This window comes from Micromonospora sp. GCM10011542 (assembly GCF_042650685.1).
Taxonomy (GTDB): domain Bacteria; phylum Actinomycetota; class Actinomycetes; order Mycobacteriales; family Micromonosporaceae; genus Micromonospora.
Window position 1 is genome coordinate 15,745 of sequence record NZ_JBHSBO010000062.1, and the last position, 26,599, is coordinate 42,343.

The 26,599-nt window shown below is 72.7% G+C and carries 25 protein-coding genes and 1 pseudogene; 15 read left to right on the forward strand and 11 right to left on the reverse strand.

The features are described from left to right. Positions 1-25: 25 nt before the first annotated feature. A complete protein-coding gene (locus tag ACFOW4_RS26795; protein WP_377532781.1) occupies positions 26-895 on the forward strand; it encodes a M15 family metallopeptidase in 870 nt (289 codons plus the stop codon). 81 nt (positions 896-976) lie between these two features. Beyond that, positions 977-1,483, forward strand: a complete 507-nt coding sequence (locus ACFOW4_RS26800) for a DinB family protein (protein ID WP_377532783.1) — start codon at positions 977-979, stop codon at positions 1,481-1,483. Positions 1,484-1,501: 18 nt separating this feature from the next. Here ACFOW4_RS26800 and ACFOW4_RS26805 read toward each other — a convergent pair whose 3' ends face one another. Continuing rightward, positions 1,502-2,689 carry a spore photoproduct lyase family protein gene (locus ACFOW4_RS26805; protein ID WP_377532785.1) on the reverse strand — a complete coding sequence of 396 codons (1,188 nt, stop codon included), beginning with the start codon at positions 2,687-2,689 and terminating at the stop codon, positions 1,502-1,504. A 160-nt stretch (positions 2,690-2,849) separates the two neighbouring features. Between ACFOW4_RS26805 and ACFOW4_RS26810 the strand changes: the two genes are divergently transcribed. Next, positions 2,850-4,160, forward strand: a complete 1,311-nt coding sequence (locus tag ACFOW4_RS26810; protein WP_377532787.1) for an RICIN domain-containing protein — start codon at positions 2,850-2,852, stop codon at positions 4,158-4,160. On the opposite strand, the gene ACFOW4_RS26815 is transcribed toward ACFOW4_RS26810, so the two are convergent. Next, the gene (locus ACFOW4_RS26815; RefSeq protein ID WP_377532886.1) at positions 4,157-5,119 is read right to left on the reverse strand and encodes a helix-turn-helix transcriptional regulator; all 963 of its coding nucleotides are present in this window, start codon (positions 5,117-5,119) and stop codon (positions 4,157-4,159) included. The two genes, ACFOW4_RS26810 and ACFOW4_RS26815, sit on opposite strands and share 4 nt — an antisense overlap. Before the next feature lie 92 nt (positions 5,120-5,211). On the opposite strand from ACFOW4_RS26815, the gene ACFOW4_RS26820 reads away from it, so the two are divergent. The 7 genes from ACFOW4_RS26820 (at position 5,212) to ACFOW4_RS26850 (ending at position 11,187) form a co-directional block, all read left to right on the forward strand. Then, positions 5,212-5,640 carry a VOC family protein gene (locus ACFOW4_RS26820; RefSeq protein ID WP_377532789.1) on the forward strand — a complete coding sequence of 143 codons (429 nt, stop codon included), beginning with the start codon at positions 5,212-5,214 and terminating at the stop codon, positions 5,638-5,640. A gap of 98 nt (positions 5,641-5,738) precedes the next feature. Beyond that, the gene (locus ACFOW4_RS26825) at positions 5,739-6,461 is read left to right on the forward strand and encodes a DUF1223 domain-containing protein (RefSeq protein ID WP_377532791.1); all 723 of its coding nucleotides are present in this window, start codon (positions 5,739-5,741) and stop codon (positions 6,459-6,461) included. Between the two features lie 168 nt (positions 6,462-6,629). Further along, positions 6,630-7,316 carry a hypothetical protein gene (locus ACFOW4_RS26830; RefSeq protein WP_377532793.1) on the forward strand — a complete coding sequence of 229 codons (687 nt, stop codon included), beginning with the start codon at positions 6,630-6,632 and terminating at the stop codon, positions 7,314-7,316. Between the two features lie 219 nt (positions 7,317-7,535). Further along, complete coding sequence (locus tag ACFOW4_RS26835) at positions 7,536-7,955, forward strand: hypothetical protein (protein ID WP_377532795.1); 420 nt, start codon at positions 7,536-7,538, stop codon at positions 7,953-7,955. Positions 7,956-8,760: 805 nt separating this feature from the next. Further along, positions 8,761-9,492 (forward strand): GAF and ANTAR domain-containing protein, encoded by a 732-nt coding sequence (locus tag ACFOW4_RS26840; protein ID WP_377532797.1) that lies wholly within the window; start codon positions 8,761-8,763, stop codon positions 9,490-9,492. 1 nt (position 9,493) lies between these two features. Further along, complete coding sequence (locus tag ACFOW4_RS26845; RefSeq protein WP_377532799.1) at positions 9,494-10,222, forward strand: GAF and ANTAR domain-containing protein; 729 nt, start codon at positions 9,494-9,496, stop codon at positions 10,220-10,222. 164 nt (positions 10,223-10,386) lie between these two features. After that, positions 10,387-11,187 (forward strand): SigB/SigF/SigG family RNA polymerase sigma factor, encoded by an 801-nt coding sequence (locus ACFOW4_RS26850; protein ID WP_377532801.1) that lies wholly within the window; start codon positions 10,387-10,389, stop codon positions 11,185-11,187. A 269-nt stretch (positions 11,188-11,456) separates the two neighbouring features. Here the strand turns inward: ACFOW4_RS26850 and ACFOW4_RS26855 are convergent, their stop codons facing one another. After that, the gene (locus ACFOW4_RS26855; RefSeq protein ID WP_377532803.1) at positions 11,457-12,506 is read right to left on the reverse strand and encodes a zinc-dependent alcohol dehydrogenase family protein; all 1,050 of its coding nucleotides are present in this window, start codon (positions 12,504-12,506) and stop codon (positions 11,457-11,459) included. 169 nt (positions 12,507-12,675) lie between these two features. Between ACFOW4_RS26855 and ACFOW4_RS26860 the strand changes: the two genes are divergently transcribed. Beyond that, complete coding sequence (locus ACFOW4_RS26860) at positions 12,676-14,670, forward strand: GTP-binding protein (protein WP_377532805.1); 1,995 nt, start codon at positions 12,676-12,678, stop codon at positions 14,668-14,670. 380 nt (positions 14,671-15,050) lie between these two features. Next, positions 15,051-16,247: an RtcB family protein gene (locus tag ACFOW4_RS26865; protein ID WP_377532807.1), complete on the forward strand. Its 1,197-nt coding sequence runs from the start codon at positions 15,051-15,053 to the stop codon at positions 16,245-16,247. Between the two features lie 56 nt (positions 16,248-16,303). Here the strand turns inward: ACFOW4_RS26865 and ACFOW4_RS26870 are convergent, their stop codons facing one another. Then, a complete protein-coding gene (locus ACFOW4_RS26870; protein ID WP_377532809.1) occupies positions 16,304-17,323 on the reverse strand; it encodes an alcohol dehydrogenase in 1,020 nt (339 codons plus the stop codon). Positions 17,324-17,458: 135 nt separating this feature from the next. Here ACFOW4_RS26870 and ACFOW4_RS26875 point away from each other — a divergent pair, with 135 nt between their 5' ends. Beyond that, complete coding sequence (locus ACFOW4_RS26875; protein ID WP_377532811.1) at positions 17,459-18,061, forward strand: CGNR zinc finger domain-containing protein; 603 nt, start codon at positions 17,459-17,461, stop codon at positions 18,059-18,061. A 19-nt stretch (positions 18,062-18,080) separates the two neighbouring features. On the opposite strand, the gene ACFOW4_RS26880 is transcribed toward ACFOW4_RS26875, so the two are convergent. The 7 genes from ACFOW4_RS26880 to ACFOW4_RS26910 form a co-directional block, all read right to left on the reverse strand. After that, entirely contained in the window at positions 18,081-18,872 is a 792-nt protein-coding gene (locus ACFOW4_RS26880) for a maleylpyruvate isomerase family mycothiol-dependent enzyme (RefSeq protein WP_377532813.1), read from the reverse strand. A 95-nt stretch (positions 18,873-18,967) separates the two neighbouring features. Beyond that, positions 18,968-20,461: a DHA2 family efflux MFS transporter permease subunit gene (locus ACFOW4_RS26885; RefSeq protein WP_377532815.1), complete on the reverse strand. Its 1,494-nt coding sequence runs from the start codon at positions 20,459-20,461 to the stop codon at positions 18,968-18,970. A 37-nt stretch (positions 20,462-20,498) separates the two neighbouring features. Then, positions 20,499-21,134, reverse strand: a complete 636-nt coding sequence (locus tag ACFOW4_RS26890; protein WP_377532817.1) for a TetR/AcrR family transcriptional regulator — start codon at positions 21,132-21,134, stop codon at positions 20,499-20,501. 123 nt (positions 21,135-21,257) lie between these two features. Beyond that, positions 21,258-22,205: a Gmad2 immunoglobulin-like domain-containing protein gene (locus ACFOW4_RS26895; protein ID WP_377532819.1), complete on the reverse strand. Its 948-nt coding sequence runs from the start codon at positions 22,203-22,205 to the stop codon at positions 21,258-21,260. Next, complete coding sequence (locus ACFOW4_RS26900) at positions 22,202-23,683, reverse strand: ATP-binding protein (protein WP_377532821.1); 1,482 nt, start codon at positions 23,681-23,683, stop codon at positions 22,202-22,204. The genes ACFOW4_RS26895 and ACFOW4_RS26900 overlap by 4 nt, the downstream gene beginning before the upstream one ends. A gap of 13 nt (positions 23,684-23,696) precedes the next feature. After that, the gene (locus tag ACFOW4_RS26905; protein ID WP_377532823.1) at positions 23,697-24,377 is read right to left on the reverse strand and encodes a response regulator; all 681 of its coding nucleotides are present in this window, start codon (positions 24,375-24,377) and stop codon (positions 23,697-23,699) included. 95 nt (positions 24,378-24,472) lie between these two features. Then, a complete protein-coding gene (locus ACFOW4_RS26910; RefSeq protein WP_377532825.1) occupies positions 24,473-25,051 on the reverse strand; it encodes a hypothetical protein in 579 nt (192 codons plus the stop codon). 247 nt (positions 25,052-25,298) lie between these two features. Between ACFOW4_RS26910 and ACFOW4_RS26915 the strand changes: the two are divergent. Both ACFOW4_RS26915 and ACFOW4_RS26920 read left to right on the forward strand, forming a co-directional pair. After that, positions 25,299-25,772 (forward strand): annotated as a pseudogene (locus ACFOW4_RS26915) (snapalysin family zinc-dependent metalloprotease); the annotation flags it as partial. Between the two features lie 18 nt (positions 25,773-25,790). After that, entirely contained in the window at positions 25,791-26,492 is a 702-nt protein-coding gene (locus ACFOW4_RS26920) for a S1 family peptidase (RefSeq protein ID WP_377532888.1), read from the forward strand. Positions 26,493-26,599 lie beyond the last annotated feature (107 nt).

Here is a 26,599-nt window from a genome sequence, read left to right on the forward strand (position 1 = left end):
AGGACGCGTGCGCAGGTCAGGGCAAGTGGGCGGCGCCGCCGTGCTCGCGCTCGTCGCGCTGCTCGGCGGCTGTTCGCAGCCGGAACCCCGACCGGCGCCGGTCGGCTCGCAGCCGGCGTCGGCCGTCTCCCGGCCGGCGCCGGTGAGCCCGAGCCCGAGCCCCAGTCCGAGCCCGAGCCCGCGCGCCTCCGGCGCCGCCAGGTTGCCGGGGTTCGTGGTGCTCACCGAGTTCGACCCGCGCATCCAGGCCGACATCCGGTACGCCACTGCGCACAACTTCGTCGGCCGCCCGATCACCGGGTATGCCGAACCGCTCTGCCTGCTCACCCGGAAGGCGGCGCAGGCGCTGCGCCGGGTGCAGGACGCCGCGCTGGCCGGCGGGCACAGCCTCAAGGTGTACGACTGCTACCGCCCGCAGCCGGCCGTGGACGACTTCGTGGCCTGGGCGAAGCGCCCCGGCGAGCAGCAGACGAAGGCGGAGTTCTATCCGGACGTGGCCAAGAGCCGGCTCTTCGCCGAGGGCTACATCGGTGCGCCCACCTCGCACAGCCGGGGTGGCACCGTCGACCTGACCCTGGTCGACCAACCCGCCGCCAGCCAACCCCCGTACGTCGCCGGGCAGCCGCTGGTCGCCTGCACCGCGCCACGCGGGCAGCGCTTCCCCGACAACAGCATCGACATGGGCACCGGCTTCGACTGCTTCGACGCGCGGGCGCACACCGACGACCCGCGGATCACCGGGGCGGCCCGGGACAACCGGCATCTGCTGCGACGGTTGATGGCCGACGCCGGGTTCGTCAACTACGACCGCGAGTGGTGGCACTACAAGTTGCGCGACGAGACGTACCCGGACACCTACTTCGCCGCGCCGGTGGCCCGCTCCTCGATCGGCTGACGCCCCGGTCGGTGGCGCCCCGGCGTCAGGCATGATCAGGTCGGCGGACGACCGGTGCCGCCGAGGCGGAGGGGGAGTGCGGTGACCACCGAACGGATCGGCCCACCGGTGACGGGCGACGAGCGGGAGACGCTGCGCGCCTTCCTCGACTTCCACCGCGCGACGTTGGCCCTCAAGTGCGAGGGCCTCTCCGACGAGGAGCTGCGCCGGCAGTCGATGCCGCCCTCGACGCTGTCCCTGCTCGGCCTGGTCCGGCACCTGGCCGAGGTGGAACGCGCCTGGTTCCGCCGGGTGATCGACGGCGAGGACATCGGACTGGTCTGGTCGGACAGCGGCGACTTCCAGCGGGCGTACGACGCCAGTTCGGCCACGCGCGCCGAGGCGTTCGACGCCTGGCAGCGCGAGGTCGAGCATGCCCGCCGGATCGAGCGGGCGGCGCCGTCGTTGGACGTGACCGGCCACAACGCCCGCTCCGGCGAGGACGTGTCGCTGCGGCTGGTGATGCTGCACCTGATCCACGAGTACGCCCGGCACAACGGCCACGCCGACTTCCTGCGCGAGGGCATCGACGGCACCGTCGGCGTCTGAGGCCACCGGTGGGGGACGTCAGGTCCAGTAGAGGATCCGGCAGGCCGGCACCCGGGCCGCCAGTTCGGCCTCGAACCAGCCGCGCAGCTGGGCCATGGTGTCGCGCGGGTAGACGTACTTGACCGCCCCGAACTTGCCGTACTTGCGGCTGCGGGACTCCTCGTCCATCTCCAGCCGGGTCCGTGGGTACCAGCCGAGCAGCACCTCCTTGCTGCCCGGGGTGAACCGGTGGGTGATCAGCTCGGCGGTCAGGTCCAGCGCGGGCACCCCGTTGACCGCGGCGGCGACGAGGTCCAGCAGGTCGCCGTAGCGCTCCGGCCAGTCCGGCACCGCCATGATCGGCGCGATGGTCAGCCCGACCGGGTAGCCGTCCAGGGCGAGCCGGCGCAACGCGGCCAACCGGTCCGACACCCGGGCCGTGCCGCCCTCGAACCGCTCGGCCACCGGGGCGCAGTTGACGCTGAAGCGGACCCGGGTCCGCCCGGCGTGCGGCAGCCCCACGAAGCCCGCCACGTCGGCGTACTTGGTGGTCCAGCGCAGCTGTACCGGCGCGTCCCAGCCGGCGAAGTGCTCCACCGCCCGTCGCCAGCTCCCGGTCAGGTGCTCCAGCGCGAGGGGGTCGGTGTAGCAGGACGCCTCGAAGGTGGTGCCCTCGTCGGCGCGTCGCGCGTTGCGGCTGGTCACCGTGCCCCGTCCGGCGTACGCCGCCAGCCCGGCCAGGATGTCGTCGAGGTCCGCGTACACCCGGGTCACGGGCGGGCCGGACAGCGACCCGGCGAGGTAGCAGTACTGGCAGTGCGCTGGGCAGCCCTCGGCGAGATCGACCCGCCAGTCCGCGCTGGGCGCGATGGGTTGCAGGTCGCGCCGCGACGGCGGGCTCACCACGATCGCCATGGTCCCCTTCGCGCGCGCGTACGTCTCCCGGTCGGTGCGCCCCCGCACGCCGGTGAGTCGGTTGGCGCGCAGCCGCTCCACCTCGATGCCCAGCGCCTGCACGCGGTCGACGATCCGCTGGCCGTGCGGATGTTCCAGCGCGGCCGGGGTGGCGACCACCCGGCCCGGCGTCCAGCGGCGTGCGGGTCGGGCCGCCGGGGCCAGCCCGGCCAGGTCCCGGGTCGCGACCCATTCCCCGCTGGCGTCGTGCGGCGCCGCCGGCACGTCCACCGCGAGTGGCTGGTCGACGTCCACCGTGTCCGGGCTGGTCATCTCATCCGGGTACCCGCTGCTGCGCCGATCCCACCGCAGCCGTGGGCTCGTGATTGACGCGCACAGCCGAGGAACATAACCTTTCATCAATCTGTAAACCTTGTGAACAGAAGGTTTCGGGTCGACGTGCGTCCCCACGCCACCACCGAAGGGCGATCAGGTGATCACACAACTCTCCTCCCGTACCCGACGGATCATCTCGCTGCTGGTCGCCCTGGTCGTCGCGGTGACCGCCGGCCTCGCCGTCAACGCCACCCGCACGGCGCAGGCCGCTCCGACGTTCCGGGTCCTGGCCTTCTACAACGGCACCTACGACGCCGCGCACATCGACTTCGTCAAGGACGCCCGGGCGTGGTTCCCGAAGGCGGCCGCCCAGTACGGCTTCTCCTGGGAGTCGACCACCAACTGGAGCCTGCTCAACACCGCCAACCTGGCCCAGTACCAGGTCGTCATGTTCCTCGACGACGCGCCGCCCGCCGCGCAGCGTGCCGCGTTCCAGCAGTACGTGCAGAACGGCGGGGCGTGGCTGGGCTTCCACGTCACGGCGTTCAACACCGACCCGTCGAGCTGGAGCTGGTACTACAACACCTTCCTCGGCACCGGCGCCTTCCGGTCCAACACCTGGGGCCCCACCCGGGTCACGCTGCGCACCGACAACCGCACCCACCCGGCCACCCGCGCGCTGCCCGCGACGTTCGCCTCGTCGATCAGCGAGTGGTACTCCTGGAACAACGACCTGCGGCAGAACCCCGACATCGACATCCTCGCCTCGATCGACGCGTCCAGCTTCCCGGTCGGCACCGACCCCAACCAGTCCTGGTACGGCGGCTACTACCCGATCGTGTGGAGCAACAAGCGCTACAAGATGCTCTACGCCAACTTCGGCCACAACGCGATGGACTACGGCAGCAACACCGGGCTGTCGTCCACCTTCGACAGCGAGCAGCAGAACCGGCTGCTGATCGACGGGCTGCACTGGCTCGCCGGGGCCGGCGCCACCCCGACGCCCACGCCGACCGCCACCGGCGGCCCGATCTCGCCGACCGCCTGGCACACCGTCGTCAACCGGGGCAGCGGCAAGTGCGTGGACGCGCGGGCCGCGGGCAGCGCGAACGGCACCGTCATCCAGCAGTACGCCTGCAACAACAGCGCTGCCCAGCAGTACCAGTTCGCGCCGACCAGCGGCGGCTACCTGCGGATCAACAACCGCAACAACAGTGCCCAGGTGCTCGACGTGACGAACGTGTCGACCGCCGACTCCGCGCGCATCCAGCTCTGGTCCTACAGTGGCGGCGCCAACCAGCAGTGGCGGGCCGATGCGGAGGGCGGGGGCTACTACCGGCTGGTCAACCGGCACAGCGGCAAGTGCCTCGACGTGCCCGGGGCATCCACCGCCGACAGCGTCCAACTCATCCAGTACGCCTGCAACGGAACCGCGGCGCAGTCGTTCCGCCTGGTCCAGCAGCCCTAGGGTGTCGACCTGGCCGCCCGCGCGTAGCGGGCGGCCAGGTCACGCAGCAGCGCGCCCAGCTCGGGCGGGTCGAGCACGTCGAAGTCCACGTCCAGGGTGCCGAGGAAGCCGGCCAGGTTGGCCAGCGATTCCCCGCCGGTGTGCAGCAGACAGGTCCGCTCGTCGACCGCCTCCAGCAGGCCGGCGGTGGTGGGAATCCGTTCCGCCATCCGCGCGGCGGGGGCGTGCAGGCGTACCCGGGCGGGGTGCCGCCAGGCCGTCGAGCCGACGCCGCGCAGCACGTGCGCGACCGCGTCGCCACCCGGCGGCTCCCGGGGCGTGAAGCGGGGACCGGTCGGTACCCGGGGCCGGATCCGGTCGGCGCGGAAGGTACGCCAGTCGTCCCGGTCGGTGTCCCAGCCCAGCAGGTACCAGCGCCGTCCGGTGTACACCAGTCGGTACGGCTCGACGTCGCGGACGGTGGCCCTGCCGTCGTGTCCGGCGTAGTCGAAGCGCAGCCGCTCCCGGCGGTGCACCGCCGTGGAGACGGCGGTGAGCGTCCCGGCGTCCACGGTCGGCCCGCCGGCCGCGGCGGAGACGGTCGCCGTGCGCAGCGCGTCCACCCGGTGCCGCAGTCGGGCCGGCAGCGCCTGCTCCAGCTTGGCCAGCGCGCGCAGCGAGGTCTCCTCGATGCCACGCACCGAGCCGGACGCGGCCGCCCGCAGGCCGACGGCCACCGCCACGGCCTCGTCGTCGTCGAGCAGCAACGGCGGCAGCGCGGACCCGGCGCCGAGCCGGTAGCCGCCGGCGGCACCCGGCCGTGACTCGACCCGGTAGCCGAGGACGCGCAGCCGTTCGACGTCGGTGCGCACGGTGCGCGTGCTGACCGCCAGACGCTCGGCCAGGTCGGCGCCGGACCAGTCCTGGCGGCCCTGAAACAGGGCGAGCAGGCGCAGCAGTCGCACCGAGGTCTCCAGCATGCCGACAAGTCTGTCAGGCATTGCGGAAGCAAGCCTTCCGCAATCGCCCGTAGCGTTCCGTTCGACACCGACACCGACGAGGGGACGAGATCATGCAGTTGCGTGGAATGGCCACCGTCAGCTTCTGGGCCGCCGACCTGGATGCCGCGAAGAACTGGTACGCCGACCTGCTCGGCGTCGAGCCCTACTTCGTGGTCCGCGACGGCGAGGGCCGCCCGGCGTACTACGAGTTCCGCCTCGGCGACTACCAGCACGAGCTGGGCCTCATCGACCGTCGCTACGCTGGCGACGTGCCGGAGGCGCCGGGCGGCAGCATCCTCTACTGGCACGTGGACGACCTGGCCGCCGCCGTACGGGAGTTGCTGGCCGCCGGCGCCCGCGAGCACCAGCCGATCACCGAGCGCGGTTCGGGGACCGGCTTCGTCACCGCCTCGGTGATCGACCCGTTCGGCAACATCCTCGGCGTCATGTCGAACCCGCACTATCTGGACATCCTCCCCGAATCCCGGCGCCCGTCGTGATCAACCGCCGCTGGCGTGACCTCGGATCGCCGGGCATGGTCGCGGCCGGAGCGGGAATCGCAGAGCGGCCAGCAGGACCGACGGAGGGACGACGCGCCATGACGGAACCAGCGCGCAGCGGGTCGAGTGCCGGCTCGGCGGACGGCGGCTTCGCCGTCGTGGAGCTGTTCACCTCCCAGGGCTGCAACAGCTGCCCGCCCGCGGAGGAGGCGTTGACCGATATCGAGCAGGACGCCCGACAGCGGGGAGAACCGGTCTTCGCGCTCGGCTTCCACGTCGACTACTGGGACTACCTGGGCTGGCCGGACCGGTTCGCGGACGCTGCGTACAGCGCTCGGCAGGACGCGTACGCCCGCGCCTTCGGCCTGGGGGGCCTGTACACCCCGCAGATGGTCGTCAACGGCAGCGTGGAGTTCGTCGGTTCCGATCGTGGAAAGGCGACGAGCGCGATCGTGGCGGCCCTCGCGTCGGTGGCCACCACGCCGCTGGAACTGTCGCTCGACGCCGGCGCCGGTGCACACCGGGTGGCGGTTGACTATCGGACCGGTCCACCGCCGGAGAAGGCGGTGTTGAACGTGGCGGTGGTGCAACGCGGCCTGGTGAGCGAGATCGCCCGGGGTGAGAACGCCGGCCGGACGCTGCGTCAGGACAACGTGGTGCGCGCCTTCACGTCGGTGGGTCTGGACGCCGATCGTGGGCGGGTGGAGGTGGAGGTGCCGCCCGATCTTGATCATCGACAGGCCTCGGTGGTCGGCTACGTGCAGCACGACGGTGCCAGGGCCATCGTCGGCGCCGCAGCCGTCGACCTCCAGCCTGCCTGAGAGCCGCCGGCGGACGGCGCACGTGCGGCGCCTTTTCTGTTGACCGCGCGTAAGATGAGGACGTCGCTCGGGCCCCCGGTGGCTGACCGCCCGCCACCGCCGATCCGCCCTCGAGCCGATCAGATCCCCCTGAAGAGCCCATGGCCCTTCCCGCCGTGGGACTGCTCCATGAGCATCCGAAGGAATGTGAGCGCGATGGCCTACATCGCCAAGGACCACAACGGCACCATTCGCACCTCAGCGCCGAGCGCCGGGCTCGCACCGGACATCACCGGGCGCCACCTTCCGCGAGAGCCGGTCACGCCGACGGGCACCGCCACCCACCATGGATCGGCACCGACCGCCAGGACAGACGTTGGCCCACACCTGAGCGCGCCGGTGCGCTACCTGCTCGGGGGCATCCGGCTCGCGTTGGGCTGGATCTTCCTGTGGGCGTTTCTCGACAAGGCGTTCGGCCTGGGGCATGAGACGACCGCCGCGAAGTCCTGGATCAACGGTGGCAGCCCGACACAGGGGTTCCTGGGGTCCGCCACTGAGGGCCCGTTCGCGGGGTTCTACCACTCGATCGCCGGCACCGGCCTGACCGACCTGCTGTTCATGGGCGCTCTGCTCGCCATCGGCGGCGCGCTGATCCTGGGCGTCGCGATGCGGCTTGCGGCTGGCGGCGGCGCGCTGCTGACCCTCATGATGTGGACCGCGGTCCTTCCGCCGGCCAGCAATCCGTTCCTGGACGACCATCTCATCTATGCCGCCGTGCTGATCGTCCTGGCCCTGCTGGGTGCCGGCCGCACCCTCGGACTCGGCGCGGTCTGGGACCGGATCCCGTGGGTGCGACGCGCCGCCTGGCTCAGGTAGGACCGGCCAGGCTTTGGCAGAAGGCGGCCCCACCGGAGCCACAGGTGGGGCCGCGCCAGGTCGCGGGGGGCCGCACTGGATCCAGCAGCGTTGCCGGCGGTGAAATGCGGACGGCTCCATGCGCTCCGTGACCTGACCGGTGGCGTAGGGTGAGAGACGTAGCAGCCGCCCTGGTCCCCGGTGGTGCCCCGACCGCAGGCACACCACCAGGAGCATCGGATGCCTGTTCAGCCCATCTGCGTCGTGCCGGGCCCGGAATCCGTCGATGATCTCGTCACGCGGATCGCCGCCCGCGACCAGGCCGCTTTCCGGCGCTTCTACCGGCGTCTCGTTCGCGCTGTCTTCGCCCAGGTGAGTGCGAGCCTCGGCAGCCCGGCGCTCGCCGTGGCGGTGACCCGGGCGGTGTTCGTCGAGGTGTGGCGGCTCGCGCCGGTCTCCGGCTGCCGCCATCCCGACGGCATGGCCTGGGTGAGCGCGATCGCCGCCCGCCGGGCCGCGGAACGGCTCCGCGAGATCAACGGTCCCACGCCGAATCTTCACTGCACCTATGACGCTCACCTCGGTCACGAACTCGCCGTCGCGTTGGGAGCCGAGCCGCCGGTACAACTCGAGACGTTCTCCCGCACGGCGACCGACTGACCGACGCGGGGTCCCGCGCGGTCAGCGCACGGGCATCGGCGTGGCCCCGGGTTCGGGTTCGTCGGTGACGCGTCGGACGGCTGGCATCGTCACGGTCTCCACGACCGGGTGGGCACCGGTGCTGACTTCGTGGTGGCTCTGGTGAGCGCCACCTGACGCGGGGCTGCCGCCCTCGTTGTCCCACACCTCGTACACGTCGGAGCCGGTCGCCGTGGTCGGGCCCCGCGGGGCCGGTGCGGCGGTGCGTACGTCGGGTGCGTGCCTGAGGCCGGTCGGGTCGGCGGCGGTGGTCATGCCCCGATCGGCTGTCGCGGGTGCCGTGGCGGGCGGGGGAGCCGGGTCAGGGTGGTTCTCCGGTGGGGTCAGCACAGCCCGCCGCCTTCCAACAGCCGACATGCCTGGATGCCGTGGGGAGCCAGCGCAGGCATGGGCGATGGCAGGCGTGTGACGAGGTGCCGCGGCCCGGAACGTCGGTGCGACGGGAGGGGACCTCGGAGCGGTCGATGCGGGTCGACGGGCGATTGACCGGCGGCTCGGTCGGCGGGCTCGCCCGCACGTGGCGAAATGTCAGCCACCGGGGTCTCGAGCGACAACTGTCATCGTACGCCTCAGCCTGCCCTGGCGGCGATCGCGCCGGCCAAGGCCTTCGTGCTCCACGCCGGCGGGGGGAGACCGGGCCGGCCGGGAGTAGGGTCTGGGGTGTCGCCCGGGTTTCCGGTTGGCCGCAGAACGAATGTCCGCGCAGGACGGTCGGGTCGGAGCCAGCTGTGCACGAGCGCGGGACCGCGGCCGGTACGGCGGATCGATGAACTCCACCCGCAGGGCCCGGCTGTGGACGCTGGTCGTCGACGTGGCCCGTGGCGGGACGATCGAGGTCGACCACGTCTGCGCCGCGTCGGTCTCGGCCACCGGCGTCAACTCCGCAGCCGTCGCCGTGACGCTGCACGCCACTCCACGGGAGGTGCTGTGCGCCAGCGACCCGACCGCGTCGGAGTTGGAGGAGTTGACGCTCACCCTCGGTGAGGGTCCGTGCGTGGACGCGATCACCGGTGGCTGTGCGGATCTGGTGGTCGACCTGGCAGCACCAGAATGTCTGGCCCGCTGGCCCGTGTTCGCCCCGGCGGCGCTGCTCGCCGGAATCCACGCGGTGTTCGCACTGCCGCTCCAGGTCGGCGGGATCCGCCTCGGTGTGCTGGACCTCTACCGAACGCGCGCCGGCGGGCTCGACGACGATCAGTTGGCCGACGCGCTGGTGCTGGCGGACACGGCCTGCGCGGTACTGCTCGACGGAGGTCGGCGCCACCGGGCGACCCAGGGCGAGGGCCGGCCGGAGCGGGTCGGTCTGCAGCATCCCGAGGTGCACCAGGCCACCGGGATGATCACGGTCCAGCTGGGAGTGACCGCCGCGGTGGCGCTCATCCGGTTACGCGCCTTCGCCTACTCGCACGACCGGCGCCTGCGGGATGTGGCCGGGGACGTCGTCGCCCGTCGACTGCGTTTCGACTCGACGGACTTACGCTACGACGAGGGTGATTGACATGGCCGAGATTCAGTTGTCCGACGTCTTCGTGGAGATGGCCGACACACTCGTCGACGATTTCGACGTGATCGAGTTCCTGCATGTGCTGACCGAACGATGTGTCCAACTGCTGGGCGTCTCGGCGGTCGGGCTGCTGCTGACCGACCAGCAGAGGACCCTGCAGGTGGTGGCCGCCTCCTCCGAACGCACCCGGCTGCTGGAGTTGTTCCAGTTGCAGACCGACCAGGGGCCCTGTGTGGACTGCTTCCGCAGCGGTCAGCCTGTGTCGGTCGCCGACCTGCCTGCCGCCGGCCAGTGGCCCCGGTTCACGGCCGCCGCGGCCGAGGCGGGGTTCGCGTCGGTACACGCGCTGCCCATGCGCCTGAGATCCGAGGTGATCGGCGCACTGAACCTCTTCGACGTCCAGCCGGGTGCTCTCGACGAGGGCCGGCTCCGCATCGGTCAGGCCCTGGCCGACGTGGCCACCATCGGGCTGCTCCAGCAACGCGCCATCCACCGCCGCGACATCCTCACCGAACAGTTGCAGACCGCACTCAACAGCCGGGTCCTGATCGAGCAGGCCAAGGGTGTGCTCGCCGAGCGCCTCCAGGTTGACGTGGGGGAAGCCTTCGTGCTGCTGCGCGGCACCGCCCGCAGCCACAACCGGCGGCTGTCCGACGTGGCTCGTGCGATCGTCGATGGTTCCGAGCAGTTCGTGTCGGAAGCGTCAGCCAGGCGGCTCGGCTGACCGCCGGCTCAGGCCGGTGTCGACGCGTGCTCCTGCGGTGATCGGGCCCCGCCGGTCGACCGCTGGCGGTTCGCGCCCCGGGAAACAGGCGTACGGTGGGGTTGTCGCCCAAGCCCCCGGTGGCCGCCATCTCCGCCGCCGCCGGCCCTTGAGGGGCATTCACAATGGTCATCCCTGTCACGACCGCGACCACCTTTTCCCGTCTCCGCTCCCAGGGCGACGTATCGGCGACCCGCGAACAGCTGTTCCGTCGGCTCGCCACCCTGACTTGCAATGATCCCGGTCGTGCCACGCTGCGGGCCCGCATCATCGAGAACGACCTGCCGATGGCCGGCCGCTTGGCCGGGCGGTACGCCGGGCGCGGGGAGGCGTACGACGACCTGGCGCAGGTCGCGGCTCTCGCGCTCGTCAAGGCCGTGGACGGGTTCGACGTCGACCGAGGCGTGCCGTTCCACAGTTATGCGGTGCCGACCATTCTCGGTGCTCTCCGCAGGCACTTCCGCGACGCGGCCTGGGCGATGCGGGTGCCGCGCCGAGACCAGGAGTTGAACGGCAGGCTCCGTGCCGTGACCGGAGAGCTCGAGCAGCGGCAGGGTCACCACCCGAGCGTCGCGGAACTCGCCGATCACCTTGAGGTAGGCGTCGAAGAGATTCGGACCGCCGTCGCCGCCGCGCAGGTCTATCGTCTGGCGTCTCTCGACGCGCCGCGCCCCGGGGCCGACAACCTCGACACCTCCGAGCGCATCGGGTGGGTCGATCCTGGCTTCGACCAGGTGGACGATCGCCACGAGCTTCGAGCGCTCTTCGCTGCTCTGCCCCGGCGAGAGCGTCGAATCCTCGTGCTGCGCTTCTACGGCCACATGACGCAGAGGGGCATCGCCAACGAGGTCGGAATGTCGCAGATACATGTCTCCCGGCTGTTGAAGCGATCCCTGGACCAGCTCCGGACCGGGACACCGTGCTGACCGTCAGCCGTCCCGGCGGGCACATCGACGATCAGGAGAGGAACGCCATGGCCGTCGGCCCCGTCCCCGCTACCGAGTCCTCCGCGACCCATGCAGCAAGATCCAGGTCGTCCCGGCTCGGCGGCCCGGTGCGACGCGTGGTCGAACTGCGTGCGGGCCGCCTGAGAGTGCTGCTGCTGGTTTCCGCACTGCTCCTACCGTTGTTGCTCACTGTCCTCCTTGCCGGCCGCTGACGCTGACCGTCGCGTGGACCGCCGCGGCCGTACCGTTCACCGGGGGCGGACGAGGCACATCCCGCCGGCTGCCGGTCGGTCCATGGTGGCCAGGGCGTCGGGCACCTCGTCGAGGCCGATGCTGCGGGTGACCAGTTCGGCGGGGCGCAACACCCCGGCGGTGACCAGCCGGAGCAGCTCCGGGTAGGCGTGCGCCGCCATCCCGTGGCTGCCCCGCAGCTCCAGCTCGAACGCGATCACCCGCTCCATCGGCAGGGCCGGGTGGCCCTGGGCGGCGGGCAGGAGCCCGACCTGAACGTGCCGACCGCGCCGTCGCAGGCTCTCGATGGAAGCCGTGCAGGTGGCGGGGCTGCCCAACGCGTCGAGGGACAGGTGGGCCCCGCCGCCGGTCGCCTCCCGAACGGCCGCGGCCACCGTGCCGGGTTCGGTGCGGGTGCTGCCGTCCAGGCAGACCGTGGCTCCGAAGCGTGCGGCCAGGTCGAGCGCGCCGGGGGCGACGTCGATCGCCACCACCTGCGCGCCGCCCGCCGCTGCGATCATCACGGCGGAGAGCCCCACCCCACCGCAGCCGTGCACCGCCACCCACTCGCCCGCGGCGACCCGCCCCTGGCTGACCACGGCGCGGAACGCCGTGGCGAAGCGACAGCCGAGCGCCGCGGCGGCCGGGTGATCCAGCTCGTCGGGGAGCCGGACCAGGTTGACGTCGGCATTGCGCACCGCCACGTACTCGGCGAACGAGCCCCAGTGGGTGAACCCCGGCTGTGACTGCCGCTCGCACACCTGCTGGTCCCCCGTGAGACACGGCGGGCACTGCCCGCACGCGCAGACGAAGGGCGCGGTGACGCGGTCGCCGGGCCGCCAACCGCGCACACCGGCACCGACCGCCTCGACGACGCCGGCGAACTCGTGGCCCGGGACGTGCGGCAGGCGGATGTCCGGGTCGTGTCCCAACCAACCGTGCCAGTCGCTGCGGCACAATCCCGTCGCCTCGACGCGGATGACCGCACCTCCGGGCGGCGGCACCGGGTCGGGAACCTCCCGTACCTCGGGTGGGGCACCAAACTCGTCGACGATCACGGCTCGCATGCGCCGCATCGTCACACGCCACCGGGCCTGCGGTAAATCGGTTGCCGGCCCGCACGGCGGGTTGCTGAACTGCTCGAAACGACCCACGAGGCTTCAGGAGCGGCAATGCGCGCAACGTCGATGTCCGACCACGAGGGAGCTGTCATCAACCCGAAGGACACGACGCTGCGTGAAGACCTTGAACCTCAGCATCCTGGCCCACGTCGATGCCGGTAAGACCAGCCTGACCGAGCGGCTGCTCCACACCGTCGGCGTCACCGACGAGCTGGGCAGCGTCGACGCGGGCAGCACCCGCACCGACTCGCTGGCGCTGGAGCGCCAACGCGGGATCACCATCCGGTCCGCCGTCGTCTCCTTCGTGGTGGACGACGTGACGGTCAACCTGATCGACACACCCGGTCACCCGGACTTCATCGCCGAGGTGGAACGGGTGCTCGGCGTGCTCGACGGCGCGGTACTGGTGATCTCCGCGGTGGAGGGCGTCCAGCCGCAGAGCCGGGTGCTGATGCGTACGCTGCGGCGGTTGCGCATCCCCACCCTGATCTTCCTGAACAAGGTGGACCGCGCCGGCGCGGACCCCGAGCGGGTGCTCCGCGACGTCGCGGAGAAGCTGAGCCCGGCGGTGGTGGCGATGGGCGCGGTGCGAGCGCCCGACACCCGCGACGCCGTCTGCACGCCGTACGGCCGTGGGGACACCACGTTCACCGACCGGCTGCTCGACCTGCTCGCCGGGCGGGACGACGCGTTGCTCGCCGCCTGGGTGGCCGACGAATCGGCACTGCCGTACCCCCGGCTGCGCCGTGCGTTGGCCGCGCAGACCGCGCGAGCGCTGGTCCAGCCGGTGTTCGCCGGCTCCGCCATCACGGGCGCCGGCGTGCACGAACTGATCGGCGGGATCACCGGGCTGCTGCCCGCCGGCCGGGGCGACGCCGACGCTCCCGTCTCCGGCACCGTCTTCGCCATCGAGCGGGGCCCCGCCGGGGAGAAGATCGCCCTGGTCCGGCTCTTCGCCGGCACCATCCGCGTCCGCGATCGACTCCCCGTGGGCGCGCACCTGGCGCTGGTCACCGCCGTGCGCGTGGTCGCCAACGGGACGGACGTCGCCGTGCCGTCGGTCGGCGCGGGCCACATCGCCCGGCTGTGGGGGCTGTCGGATGCCCGGATCGGCGACCCGGTCGGTGTGCCGCCGCGACGGGCCGGTCTGGATCGCCAGTTCGCGCCGCCCACGCTGGAGACCGTCGTCGTGCCGACCCGGGCCGCCGACCGTGCCGCCGTGCACGCCGCGCTGAGCCAGCTCGCCGAGCAGGAACCGCTGATCAACCTGCGCCAGGACGACCGTCAGCAGCAGCTCACCGTCTCGCTCTACGGCGAGGTGCAGAAGGAGGTCATCGAGGCCACCCTGGCCGACGATTTCGGGCTGGCCGTCGGCTTCGAGGAGACCACGACGGTCTGTGTGGAGCGGCTGGCCGGCACCGGGGCGGCCGTCGAGCTGATCGGCGTACCGCCGAATCCGTTCCTGGCCACCGTCGGCCTGCGGGTGGCGCCGGCCCCGGCGGGCGCCGGGGTCCGGTTCCGCCTCGGTGTCGAGCTGGGGTCGATGCCGCCGGCTTTCTTCGCCGCCGTCGAGGAGACCGTGCACCGCACGCTGCGCCAGGGTCCACACGGCTGGCAGATCCCCGACTGCGAGGTGACCATGACCCACTCCGGGTACTGGGCCCGGCAGAGTCACTCCCACGGCACCTTCGACAAGAGCATGTCCAGCACCGCCGGGGACTTCCGCAACCTGACGCCGCTGGTGCTGATGGCCGCGCTCACCGAGGCGGGCACGCGGGTGCACGAGCCGGTGCACCGGTTCCGGCTGGAGGCGCCGGCCGACGTGCTCGGCGCGCTGCTGCCGGCGCTGGCCCGGCTGGACGCGGTGCCGGTCAGCACCACCGCGCACGGCGGGTCGTACCTGGTGCGGGGGGAGGTCCCGGCCGGTCGGGTGCACGCGCTGAAGCGCCGGCTACCGGGGCTGGCCCACGGCGAGGGCGTGTTGGAGACGGAGTTCGACAGGTACCGGCCGGTCCGGGGTCGGGCCCCGGTCCGGCCCCGCTGGGACCACAACCCGCTGGACCGCAAGGAATACCTGCTGGCCGTCGCCCGTCGGGTGACCGGCCGGTAGCCGGAGGCACCGGGCCGGTCGGCAATATCCATTGCGGACCGGCCCGAGCCCGCCTAGCGTCGTCGGCGCAAGATCGACCGATCCAGACCCCCGAGGAGTACGCCGTGCCGCAGCGCGACCGCACCGAAGCCACCTGGCGTACGCCAGGTGCGGGTGCCACGTCGCCCTCCGGCGCGCGGTACCGCCACCTCAATCGGCCAGTCCTCGGGCGGCGCCAACCCTGACGCCAACGCGCTCAGGTGCCGCCGCCCACTGCGTGAGGGTCGGCGGCCTCTTCGTATCCGGTCACCTCCGCGGCGCCGGCCCTCTGCGGCGGATCCGCGACGACTTTCCGGTCACCGTTCGGCGGTGAACCAGCCACCACAGCTAGGAGACGAACGATGTTCACCCCCCTCGCCGGCACCCGGGCACCGGTCCGGGTCTGGACCGACCCGTACGCCATCGAGCCGCAGGCCGCCCGGCAGCTGCGCAACATCGGCGCGCTGCCCTGGGTGCAGGGCGTCGCGGTGATGCCGGACGTGCACTTCGGCAAGGGCGCCACGGTCGGCTCGGTCATCGCCATGCGGCAGGCCGTCTCGCCGGCCGCGGTCGGCGTGGATATCGGCTGCGGCATGTCGGCGGTCCGCACCTCGCTGACCGCCGCGGACCTGCCCGACGACCTGGCCGGGCTGCGCTCGGCGATCGAGGCCACCATCCCGGTCGGATTCGCCCAGCGGGAGCGGGCGGTCGACCCGCGTCGGGTCCGGGGCCTGGAGCAGGCTGGCTGGGACGACTTCTGGGGCCGGTTCGCCGGGCTGGACCGGCGGGTGGCGCAGCTGGAGACCCGGGCCCAGCGGCAGTTGGGCACCCTCGGTGGGGGCAACCACTTCATCGAGGTCTGCCTGGAGCAGGGCGGTGACGACGAGGGACGGGTGTGGCTGATGCTGCACTCGGGGTCCCGCAACATCGGCAAGGAGCTGGCCGAGCGGCACATCGCGGTGGCCCGGAAGCTCCCGCACAACGTCGACCTGCCCGACCGGGACCTGGCGGTGTTCCTCGCCGGCACGCCGGAGATGGACGCCTACCGGCGCGACCTGTGGTGGGCGCAGGAGTACGCGCGGCGCAACCGGGCCGTGATGCTGGCCCTGCTCTGCAACGTGGTGCGCGAGCACCTGCCGCAGGTGCGCTACGACGAGCCGATCTCCTGCCACCACAACTACGTGGCGGAGGAGACCTACGACGGGGTGGAGGTGCTGGTCACCCGCAAGGGCGCGATCCGGGCCGGTCGAGGGGACCTGGGCATCATCCCCGGGTCGATGGGCACCGGGTCGTACATCGTGCGGGGCCGGGGCAACCCGGACGCGTACTGCTCGGCCTCGCACGGGGCCGGGCGGCGCATGTCGCGGGCGCAGGCCAAGCGGACGTACGGCACGGCCGACCTGGCCGCGCAGACCGCCGGGGTGGAGTGCCGCAAGGACGCCGGGGTGGTCGACGAGATCCCTGCCGCGTACAAGGACATCACCGAGGTGATGGCGCAGCAGGAGGACCTGGTCGAGGTGGTGGCGCACCTCAAGCAGGTGGTCTGCGTGAAGGGCTGAGGTGCCCCCGGTGCGCGCCGCCGCCGGAACGCGGCGGCGCACACCGGGGTACGACCTCAGGCGGTGGTGTCCAGCACGATCCGGAAGCGGGCCTCGCCCGCCATCATCCGGCCGTACGCCTTCGGCGCCTCGGACAGCGGCATGACCTCGGTCATCGAGCGGACACCCTGGTGCTGGCTGAACGCCAGGTTGTCCTCGTTCTCGATGGAGCTGCCGGTCAGGCTGCCGCTGACCGTCCGCGTCCCGAAGATCAGGTCGCTGGTCTGCAGCGAGATCGGGTCGGGCGCGGCGCCCAGGACGATCATCCGGCCGCGGGGCCCGAGGCCCCGGACCAGCGGTGACATCGACTCACCGCTGGCCGCGGTGGCCACGATCGCGGCCGCGCCACCGAGGCGCTGCAGCGCCGCACCGGGGTCCTCGCTGGTGCTGTCGATGTAGTGCTCGGCGCCCAACTGTGCCGCCAGCTCCGCCTTGCCCGTGCCCCGGGCGATCGCGGCGACCCGGAAACCGAGCCGGTTGGCGTACTGCACCCCGAGGTGACCGAGGCCGCCGATGCCCTGCACGGCCACCAGCGCGCCCGGGCGGGCGTCGATCTGCTGCAGCGCCTTGAACACGGTCAGCCCGGCGCAGAGCAGCGGTGCCGCGTCGACGGCGCTCATGCCGTCGGGGATGCGCACCAGCCCGCTGGCCCGGGCGTAGGCGACCTCGGCGTACCCGCCGTCCATGGTGGTGCCGGTGATCGGCTGGTCGGCGCAGTTGACGAAGTCGCCGCGACGGCACTGCTCGCAGGTGCCGCAGTGGCCGTTGAGGAAACCGACGCCGACCCGGTCACCGACCTGCCATGTCGTGACGCCGGCGCCGAGGGCGTCGATCACTCCGACGACCTCGTGCCCGGGCACGATCGGGGTCGACGGGTCCGGCCGCAGCACGCCGTTGGCGGCCAGGAAGTCGCTGTGGCAGACGCCGCAGGCCTCCACGCGCAGCCGTACCTGCCCGGCTGCGGGCTCGGTCAGCGTCCGCTCCACGAGGGCGAACTTCTCCGCCCCACTGACCTCGTACGCACGGTAGGTGGACATCTGTGTCAGGCTCCTGTCGAAAGGCTTCGCCGGTACGTAATGAGCGTATGGCGTTTGACCCTTACGACACTAGCAGTCGCCGTTGGCAAGTGTAATGGGTGTGAGAGTTTTACCCCTGCAACGTATGCTTGCGGAATGGCGACCAGCAGCGCACGCACCGGCGACGAGGGCTCGGTCCCCGCTGGGGCGGCGGCGGTGGTGGAGCTGCTGAACTCGCGCACGTACGCCGGCATTCCGGACAAGCTCGACGATCCGCAGCTGGCCGCGGAGGTGCTACGGCCCTTCGGTCAGGAGGGCGTGCCATCCGCGGAGCGTCTGGAGCTGGTCCGCGCCGTGCGCGCCGACCTGCTGGACGTGGTGGACCAACCGGACACCACCGACGCCGCCGGGCACTGGGCTGCTCTCTCCGGGCGCACGTCGTCCATCACGTTCCGGCAGGACTTCGCCGCCCCCGGCCGGGCGGAGCTGCGACAGGTCACCGGCGACCCGGTGGTCGGCGACATCGTCCGGCACGTCGCCGCGCTCGTCGCCGAGGGCAACTGGTCGCGGCTGCGGCTCTGCGCCAACGAGGTCTGCGCCGCGGCGTTCTACGACACCAGCCGCAACCGTAGCCGCCGCTGGCACTCCTACGAGTACTGCGGCAACCGCGCGAACGTCGCGGCGTACCGGGCCCGCTCGGCCGGACGTGGTGGCAAGCCGTCTGCCGCGAGTGGCGGCGCGGCGGCCACCGCCAGCTGAGCGGGCCCGGGGCGGGGGCTCAGAAGCCGGCGAAGACCCGGCGCAGGTCGTCGAGGCTGACCGGGCCGGTCACGTGCACCCCGTCCGGGGTGTGCTGCGGGCCGAGCCGGCCGGTGGCCAGCCGCAGCCACGCCTCGGCCGGCGCGGTTAGCTCACCGTCCTGCTGCTCCGGCGCGTCGGTCAGCTCCACGCGCTCGCCCAACCGCAGCCCGTACGTCCGCTCGGGCTGGTGCAGCCGCAGCAGCAGCGTGGCCTGCCGGCCGGCCAGTTCCTGCGGCCGGCTGGTCCAGGCCAGCATCCCGGCGATCTGGTCCAGCAACAGCGGCACCGCCTCCGGTGTGACCGCCGCGAACGGGTTGAACGCGACCTCGACGTCCCACTGGTGCAGCGCGAACTCGGTGAGCCGGAACCGGCCGGCGGTGGCCACGTCCACCGGCTCGGGCAGGAAGCCGAGGTCGATCCGCAGCTGCGCCCGGCTCTCGGCGTCCATCGCCTCGTACGCCTGGACCAGTCGTTCGCTCGCCGCGAGGAACCCGGCGGCGTGCTCGGCCGGGGGCATCGCGTCCCACCGCGCCCAGACCGCGCGATTGGCGTCGCTGTTCGGCCCCGGCGCGCCGGTCCGGGCGGCGGTCAGCGCCGCCAGGTTGATCTCCGCACCGCTGCCCAGGTGGCTGAGCACCTGCGACACCTGCCACTCGCTGGCCCCCGAGGGGCGCAGCAGGTCGTCCTCCTTGAGGTCGCGCACCAGCGCGGCGAGCTCCTCGTGGCCCGCGCGCAGGACGGCGATGATCCGATCGGCATCGGTGGACATGGCACTCCTCGAAGTTGCGGAAACGGTGACGAAGCCAGTGTGGCCGCCGGCCCCTGTCGAGCAGGGTAGGCCGGCGGCCACGTTGTCGGCAGGGTTCAGCCCATGTGCACGGCGTTGCCGGCCGGGACGTCCTCCTTGCGCACCTTGACCAGCACCAGGGTGGCCAGGCCGGCGAGCAGGATCAGAGCCGCGCCCCAGGCGAACGCCACGCGGTAGCCGTGCACCAGCGCCTGCACCTGGGTGGCCGGGTCCGGCACCCGGGAGGTCAGGTACGCGGCGACCGCGCTGGTGTAGAAGGTGTTCAGCAGGGCGGTGCCGAGCGAGCCGCCGATCTGCTGGGTGGCGTTGAGCGTGGCGCTGGCGGCGCCGGCATCGTGCTCGGGCACGCCGACCAGGGCGAGGCTGGACAGCGGCACGAAGGTGAAGCCGAGGCCCATGCCGAGGATGACCTGGGCCGGCAGCAGGTGGGTGAGGAACGAGGTGTCCACGTCGATCTGCGTGAGCACGAGCATGCCCACCGCGGCGAGCACCGCGCCGGCGAGCATCAGCGGCTTGGCGCCCACCCGGGGCATCAGCTGACTGGCGCCACCGGCGGCGATCAGCACACCCGCGGTGACCGGCAGCGACGCGAGCCCGGCCTCCAGCGGCTTGTACTGCAGCACCACCTGGAAGTAGAAGGTCAGGAAGAGGAACGCGCCGAACAGGCCCGCGCCGATCAGCGTCGAGGTGATGTACGCCCCACCCCGGTTGCGGTCCAGGATGATCCGCAGCGGCAGCAGCGGGTTGCTGGAGCGCAGCTCGATCACCACGAAGGCGGCGAGCAGCAGCACGCCGGCGGCGATGAAACCGATCGTCGCGGTGGCGTCCCAGCCGTCCTCGGCGGCCTTGGTGAAGCCGTACACCAGGGAGACCAGACCGGCGGTGACCACGACCGCGCCGGGCACGTCGTAGCGGGTGTTGCCGTGTGCCCGGCTCTCCGGCACCAGCGGGAGCGCGAAGACGATCGCGACGGCCGCGACCGGGATGTTGACCAGCAGGCACCAGCGCCAGTCGGCGTACTCGGTGAGCACACCGCCGAGCAGCAGGCCGACGGCCGAGCCGCCGCCGGCGATCGCGCCGTACACCGCGAACGCCTTGGCCCGCTCGGTCGCCTCGGTGAACAGGACGGTGAGCAGCGCCAGCGCGGCCGGGGCGAGCAGCGCGCCGAAGGCGCCCTGCAACGCGCGAGCGGCGAAGAGCATCTCGCCGTTGGTGGCCAGGCCGCCCAACGCGGAGGCGAGCGCGAAGCCGACCATGCCGACGATGAAGGTGCGCTTGCGACCCCAGTAGTCGGCGATCCGGCCGCCGAGCAGCAGCAGGCCACCGAAGGCAAGCGTGTAGGCGGTGATCACCCACTGCCGGTTCGCGTCGCTGATTCCCAGGTCGGCCTGGGCCTGCGGCAGCGCGATGTTCACGATGGTGGCGTCCAGCACCACCATCAGCTGCGAGACCGCGATGACCGCGAGGGCGATCCAGCGCCGCGGGTGCGGCGTGCTGGTCGACACCTCGGCGTTGGGCCCGCCGGGAACGGTCGAGGTACTTCCGGGCATGGTGAAGCCTTCCGTGTGCGTATGTCGGCGGTTCGAATCAGTCTTCTGAGGGGCGATCCGGGCAGTAGCGGAGCACCGGGATCAGCACCTGGTCGACGACCTGGGTGAGGAACGTGTCGTCGACGGGCAGCCCGTGCGCCAGGATGCGGGACATGGTCAGCGCGGGTGCCAGGTCGTGGAACAGGTCCCGTTCGCCGGCCTCGGGCGGGATCTCCCCCCGGGCGGCGGCGCGGACCAGGATGGCGGTGCTGGCCACCCGCTCCGCGGGCAGCACCTGGTGCCGCACCAGGCGTTCCAGCTCCGGGCTGGTCCGCATGGCGAAGATCATTGCCTGGATGAGGTCGGAATCGGCCACACAGATGGTGGCGGTGGCCCGCAGCAGCTCCAGCAGATCGCCACGGAGCGAGCCGGTGTCCGGCGGGTTGTGTACGCCGACGTGCCGTTCGCGCAGGGCGGCGGCGACCAGCTCGGCCTTGCCGTCCCAGTGCCGGTAGATGGTGGCCTTGCTGACGTGGGCCCGGGCGGCGACCGCGTCGATGGTCAGCCGGTCGTAGCCGACCTCGCGCAGCAGGTCGATGACCACGGTGAACAGGTCGGTGTCCCGCGCGCCCCGTGCGGCCGGCACCCCCTGGCCCGCGCCCACCTGCTGCCCACCCTGCATCTGACCCCCCACGAAACGATGTCGTACCGACACTAGCCAACTCGTACCGGCAGCCGCAGGTACTTATGAGTTACGTCGCACCCGAGGCGGGGAACGGTTTCGTTTCGTGCGGGCGTCGTCGCGTAAACCGGCTGCTCAGTCGGGGAGCAACGTCACCGGGACGGCAACCGTGTGCACCCGGGAACCGTCGCGCGGGGACACCTCGTACACCTCGATCGTGCCGCGCTGCTCCCGGGTGCTCCGCCAGGTGATCACCACCCGGTAGTCGCCCCGGCAGCCGCTGCCACAGCTCGCGGTGGTGAAACCGGTGGCGAGCTCCCGCCCAGTGGCGTCCAGGACCCGGACGCTGACCGTCGCCTCGAACACGTCGGCGGTGCCGGTGACGGTGAGCGGGCTGGTGACCGGCTGGCCGGCGGTCGGGCCGGTCACCACGATCGGTGGCAGCAGGTCGGCGTAGTCGGGCCGGCTCACCGGGGCGGCGGCGCCGAAGCGGACCTGCCGCACGGTGGGGAACTGGGTGAGCGTCCAGACCACCTGCGCCTCGCGCAGCCGCCGGCTCGCCGGCTGGCCGTCGGCCGGCCCGGGCGGCACCGTGGCCACCCCGTCGGTGATCCGGGTGACCTCGGTGCCGCCCGGGACCAGGGTGCTCAGCCCGGTTGCGGCCTCCACCGTCGTGGGGCCGGCGGCCAACTCGGTCAGCGCCAGCCGGGACGTCGCCACCGTGGCCGGGCGGGTCCGCCGGGTCGGCACGATCCGCCCGGCCCGGACGTACCACAGCTCGATCGTCACGGTGTCCGGCCGGCGCGGCGCGGTGGTCACCAGCGGCGGCCGGGAGGCGGAAGCGGTGGGGGAGGGTCGCGGCGCCGCCGACGGAACCGGCACCGGGCCCGGGCCGCTGGTGGGCGCGCCGGTCGACGACGGCGCGGCGGTCGACGACGGCGCGGTGGGCGCCGGCCCCAGCGCGCCGGACCGGGGCGGCGCGCATCCGCCGACGAGTAGGGCTGCTGCGACGAGCACCGGAGCGGTCAGCCGGGCCGCGCCCCGCCGGCGCGCGGAGGCGGCCAGGGTACGTCTCCGGCTCATCGCCCACCGCCCGCCGGTCGCTGCCGCGGCGGCGTCCCGGTCGGATTCGGCCGCGCCGCCGTCCCGACCGACCGCCCGGCGTCAACGGGTGGCGGCTGGGCCGGGGCGTCGGCGGGCAGCGCGAGCCGGAAGCGGGTGCCCGCGCCCGGCTCACTGCGCACACTCAGCGCCCCACCGAGCAGGTGGGCGTGCTCGCGGGCGATGGCCAGGCCGAGCCCGCTGCCCGGCCCGGAGCGGGCGGGGTCGACCTGGTGAAAACGGTCGAACAGACGCGACAGGTGCTCGGGCGGGATGCCCGGCCCCTGGTCGGTGACCTCGAAGACGATCAGCGACCCGGCGCGGCCGACGGTGGTCCGGATCTCACCGCCGCCGTGCTCGACCGCGTTGGTGATCAGGTTGGCCAGCACCCGCTCCAACCGGCGCGGGTCGGTGCGCAGCCGGACCGGGGTGGTGTCCACCCGCACCCGCGCCGACCAGCCCCGGGCCGCGACGATCGCGTGCAGCAGAGCGGGCGCGTCGACCTCGCCGACGGCCAGCCGCTCCTGCCCGGCGTCCAGCCGCGAGATCTCCATCAGGTCCTCGACCAGCCGGCGCAGCCGGACCACGTCTCCGACCAGCAGCCGCGCGGCCGGTCGGGCGTCGCCGGGCAGCTGGTCCAGGTGCTCGCGCAGCAGCGAGGCCGCGGCCACCAGGGCGGTCACCGGAGTACGCAGCTCGTGCGCCACGTCGGCGGTGAACCGCCGCTCCCGCTCCTGAGCCGCGGAGAGGGCGGCGATCTTCGACTCCAGCGCCGCGGCCATCTCGTTGAACGACTCCGCCCAGACGCTGAACTCGTCGCGCCCGCGTACCGGCAGGCGGGTGGCGAGCAGCCCCTCGGTGAGCGCCTTCGCCGCCCGGCTCGCCCGGCCCACCGGCTCCAGCGTGCGACGGGCCAACAGGTGTCCCACCCCGGCCGCCAGCAGCACCACCAGCACCCAGCCGGCCAGCAGCGCGGTACGCAACTGGGCCAGGTCGGCGGCGATGTCGTCCTCGACGGTGAGCACGTACAGCTCGGCGGTGGAGCCGGGGATCCGGCCGCCGACCACCAGCAGCCGGGGCCGGGTCGCGGGCGCGCTGCGCTGGTAGCCGAGTTCTCCGGCGGCCACGGTGGCCCGCAGTGGGGCGTCCAGCGTCGGCGCGTACGCCGGGTGGGACGGGCGGACCGCCCCGTCCACCAGCACCACGTGCCGCCCACTGCCCTCGAAGCTGGTGAGCAGCTCGGTGCGGCGCTGGTCGGTCAGCGGGAGGAACTGGCCGGCGAGGAGGAGCTGGTAGCGCGCGTCCGCGGCGGCCTGGTGCAGCGAGGCGTCGAGGCGGGCCTGGCGCAGCAGCAGCCAGGACCCGCCGGCGAGCAGCCCGGCGGAGACCCCGGCGACCAGCACGAAGGCGATCGTCAGCCGGCGCCGCAGGCGGCCCGGTGGCACCGCGCGTCCGGCCATCGCGTCACGCTCCTCAGCCAGGGGACAACTTGTAGCCGGCGCCGCGCACCGTACGGATCAGGCGAGGGTGCGCCGGGTCGTCCTCCACCTTGGCCCGCAGCCGCTGCACCGCCACGTCGACCAGCCGGGAGTCGCCCAGGAAGCCGTGGTTCCAGACCAGGTCCAGCAGCAGCTCCCGGGTGAACACCTGGCCGGGCCGGCGGGCCAGCTCCAGCAGCAGGCGGAACTCGGTGGCGGTCAGCGCCACCTCCCGCCCGTCCCGGCGGACCACGAAGGCGGCCGGGTCAATCTCCAGTGGACCGACCACGATGGTGGTCGCGACGACCGGCCCGCTGGCCCGGCGCAGCACCGAACGGACCCGGGCCACCAGCTCCGGCAGGTCGAAGGGCTTGCGCAGGTAGTCGTCCGCGCCACACTCGAGACCGACGACCACGTCGACGGTGTCGGTGCGCGCGGTCAGCATCAGGATCGGCACCTGGCTGGTCCGCCGGATCTCCCGGCACACCTCCAGCCCGTCCAGGCCGGGCAGCATCACGTCGAGCACGATCAGGTCAGGCGGTCGGGCCCGCCAGGCCGCCAGGGCCTGCCGCCCGTCGACGGCGGTGTCGACCCGGAAGCCGGCGCGGCGCAGACCGAGGGCGGTGACCTCCCGGATGGAGGCATCGTCCTCGACGAGGAGTACCCGGCCCTCCACCACCTGAGGGTAGACCCGCGACGATGGTGCGCAGCCCTGGCGGAACGGCCGGTGTCGGGGGCCCGGCCGGTGCCGGACCCCCGATTCCGTACGGGTCACTCCTGCCACTGGTGGGCCACGTCGAGCACGATCCGGCTGTGCGTGCCGGGGCCCGCCAGCACGAAGGCGCGGAACGGCAGCCGGGCCCGCACGCCGACGGCGAACGTGGTGTAGCCCTCGAAGCTGCCGCCGAAGACCACGTCGCGCAGCGTCGCGTAGCGCAACACGTTCGCGGCGTGCTCACCGACGCGGTACGGCACGGTGCCCACGTGGGCGTCGTCGTACGCCGGGGCCCGCAGCGAGACCCGCAGCAGGGCGTCCCCGGCGGTGTACGGCGACAACGCCAGCCCCTCGCCCTCGGTCCACGTCTCGCCGTAGCCGACCGCGTAGCCGTTCACCGGCCCGGCGAACTCGAACACCACCCGGTCGTAGCAGTCGTGCCGACCGGTCCGCACGTCGACCAGCGGGGCGCTGCTCAGCGCGCCGGCCGTCTTCTCCGCGCTGCCCCAGGTGATCCCGCAGTACGGCGACCCGGTTGCCGTGGCCGTGCTGGGGGCCGCCGTGCCGGTGCCCGTGCCGGCGACCAGCCCGGCGAGGACGATCGTCAGTACCGTCAGTGCGCTCCTGATCCTCATGGTGGTTCCTCCATCTCCTGTCCCGGGGCCACGGGTGGCGGCGCTGCCGGTGGCCCTCGCACCGACCGTCGTCCCGCCCGGCCACTGCCACTTCGCCGAGGCGTAACGGGCACGTAACAGCCGTCGCCCCGGCTCGCCGGTATGACGCATCCGTTATGCCGGACATCGACCGCCGTCGCTCTAGCATTCACGTACATCGATGACCGGCGGTCGGCTGGACCGCCGGACAACCGCAGGGGAGTGCGTGATGTTCCGACGACAACTGCTGCGTGCGGCGGTAGCCGCGCTGGCGACGGTCCTGGCTGCGGCGGGGGTGCAGGTCGCCACCGGCGCCGCCGCGTCCGCCGCACGTACCGTCTACTACGACGCGAGCCGGGCCGGCGAGTTCCGCACCAACTTCGACCAGGCCGCGGCGATCTGGAACAGCCGGGTCGGCAACGTCCGGCTTGTCGCCGGCAGCCCGGCCAGCGTCACCATCTACGTCGACAGCGGATGGCCGCGCGCGCAGGTCACCGCGCTCGGCTCCGGCCGGATCTGGATGGGCTGGACCGCCGTCAACCAGGGCTACGACCGCACCCGCATCGCCAGCCACGAACTCGGCCACATTCTCGGCCTGCCGGACCGGCGTACCGGTCTCTGCTCCGACCTGATGTCCGGCAGCAGCGCCCCGGTCTCCTGCCGCAACGCGTACCCCAGCTCGGCGGAGGCGAGCCGGGTGAACTCGCTGTTCGCCGGCAGCCTGACCGCGCCGGCCACCGGCGCGGCGTACACCTGGAACGGCGCCGGGACCGCCGGCGACGTCGGGCCGATGGTGGTGGGCGGTCGGCCGGCCTCGGAGAACTACCCGTTCATGGTGTACGTCTCCGGCTGCACCGGCACGCTGATCAAGGCCAACTGGGCGGTCACCGCCAAGCACTGCTCGACACCGTCCTCGGTGCGGGTGGGCAGCGTCAACCGCACCAGCGGTGGCACCGTGGTCCGGGTGACCCGCGCGGTCAACCACCCGAGCATCGATGTCAAGCTGCTGCAACTGGCCAGCTCGGTGAGCTACGCCCCGGCCCCGATCCCGACCACCTCCGGCGCGGTGGGCACCGCCACCCGGATCATCGGCTGGGGTCAGACCTGCCCGCGCCCCGGCTGCGGCTCCGCCCCGGCGGTCGCCAACGAGCTGGACACGTCCATCGTGGCCGACAGCCGCTGCTCCGGCATCAACGGCCCGTACGAGATCTGCACCAACAACACCAACGGCACGTCCGGCGCCTGCTACGGCGACTCCGGCGGTCCGCAGGTGCGCCGGATCAACGGGGTGTGGAACCTGATCGGCGCGACCAGCCGGGCCGGCAACAACAACTCCACCTGCGCCACCGGCCCGTCCATCTACAGCGACCTGACGGCCATCCGCTCCTGGATCAACACCCAGGTCGGCGGGCTGCCCGCCTGAGTGCTGCGGATACGGCACGGCGGGGGACGCGGCGGCGTCCCCCGCTTCCGCACGGTCACCGCCTCGACACCGCCGGGTCGCCCGGGCCCGTCCAACTGCGGTAACGT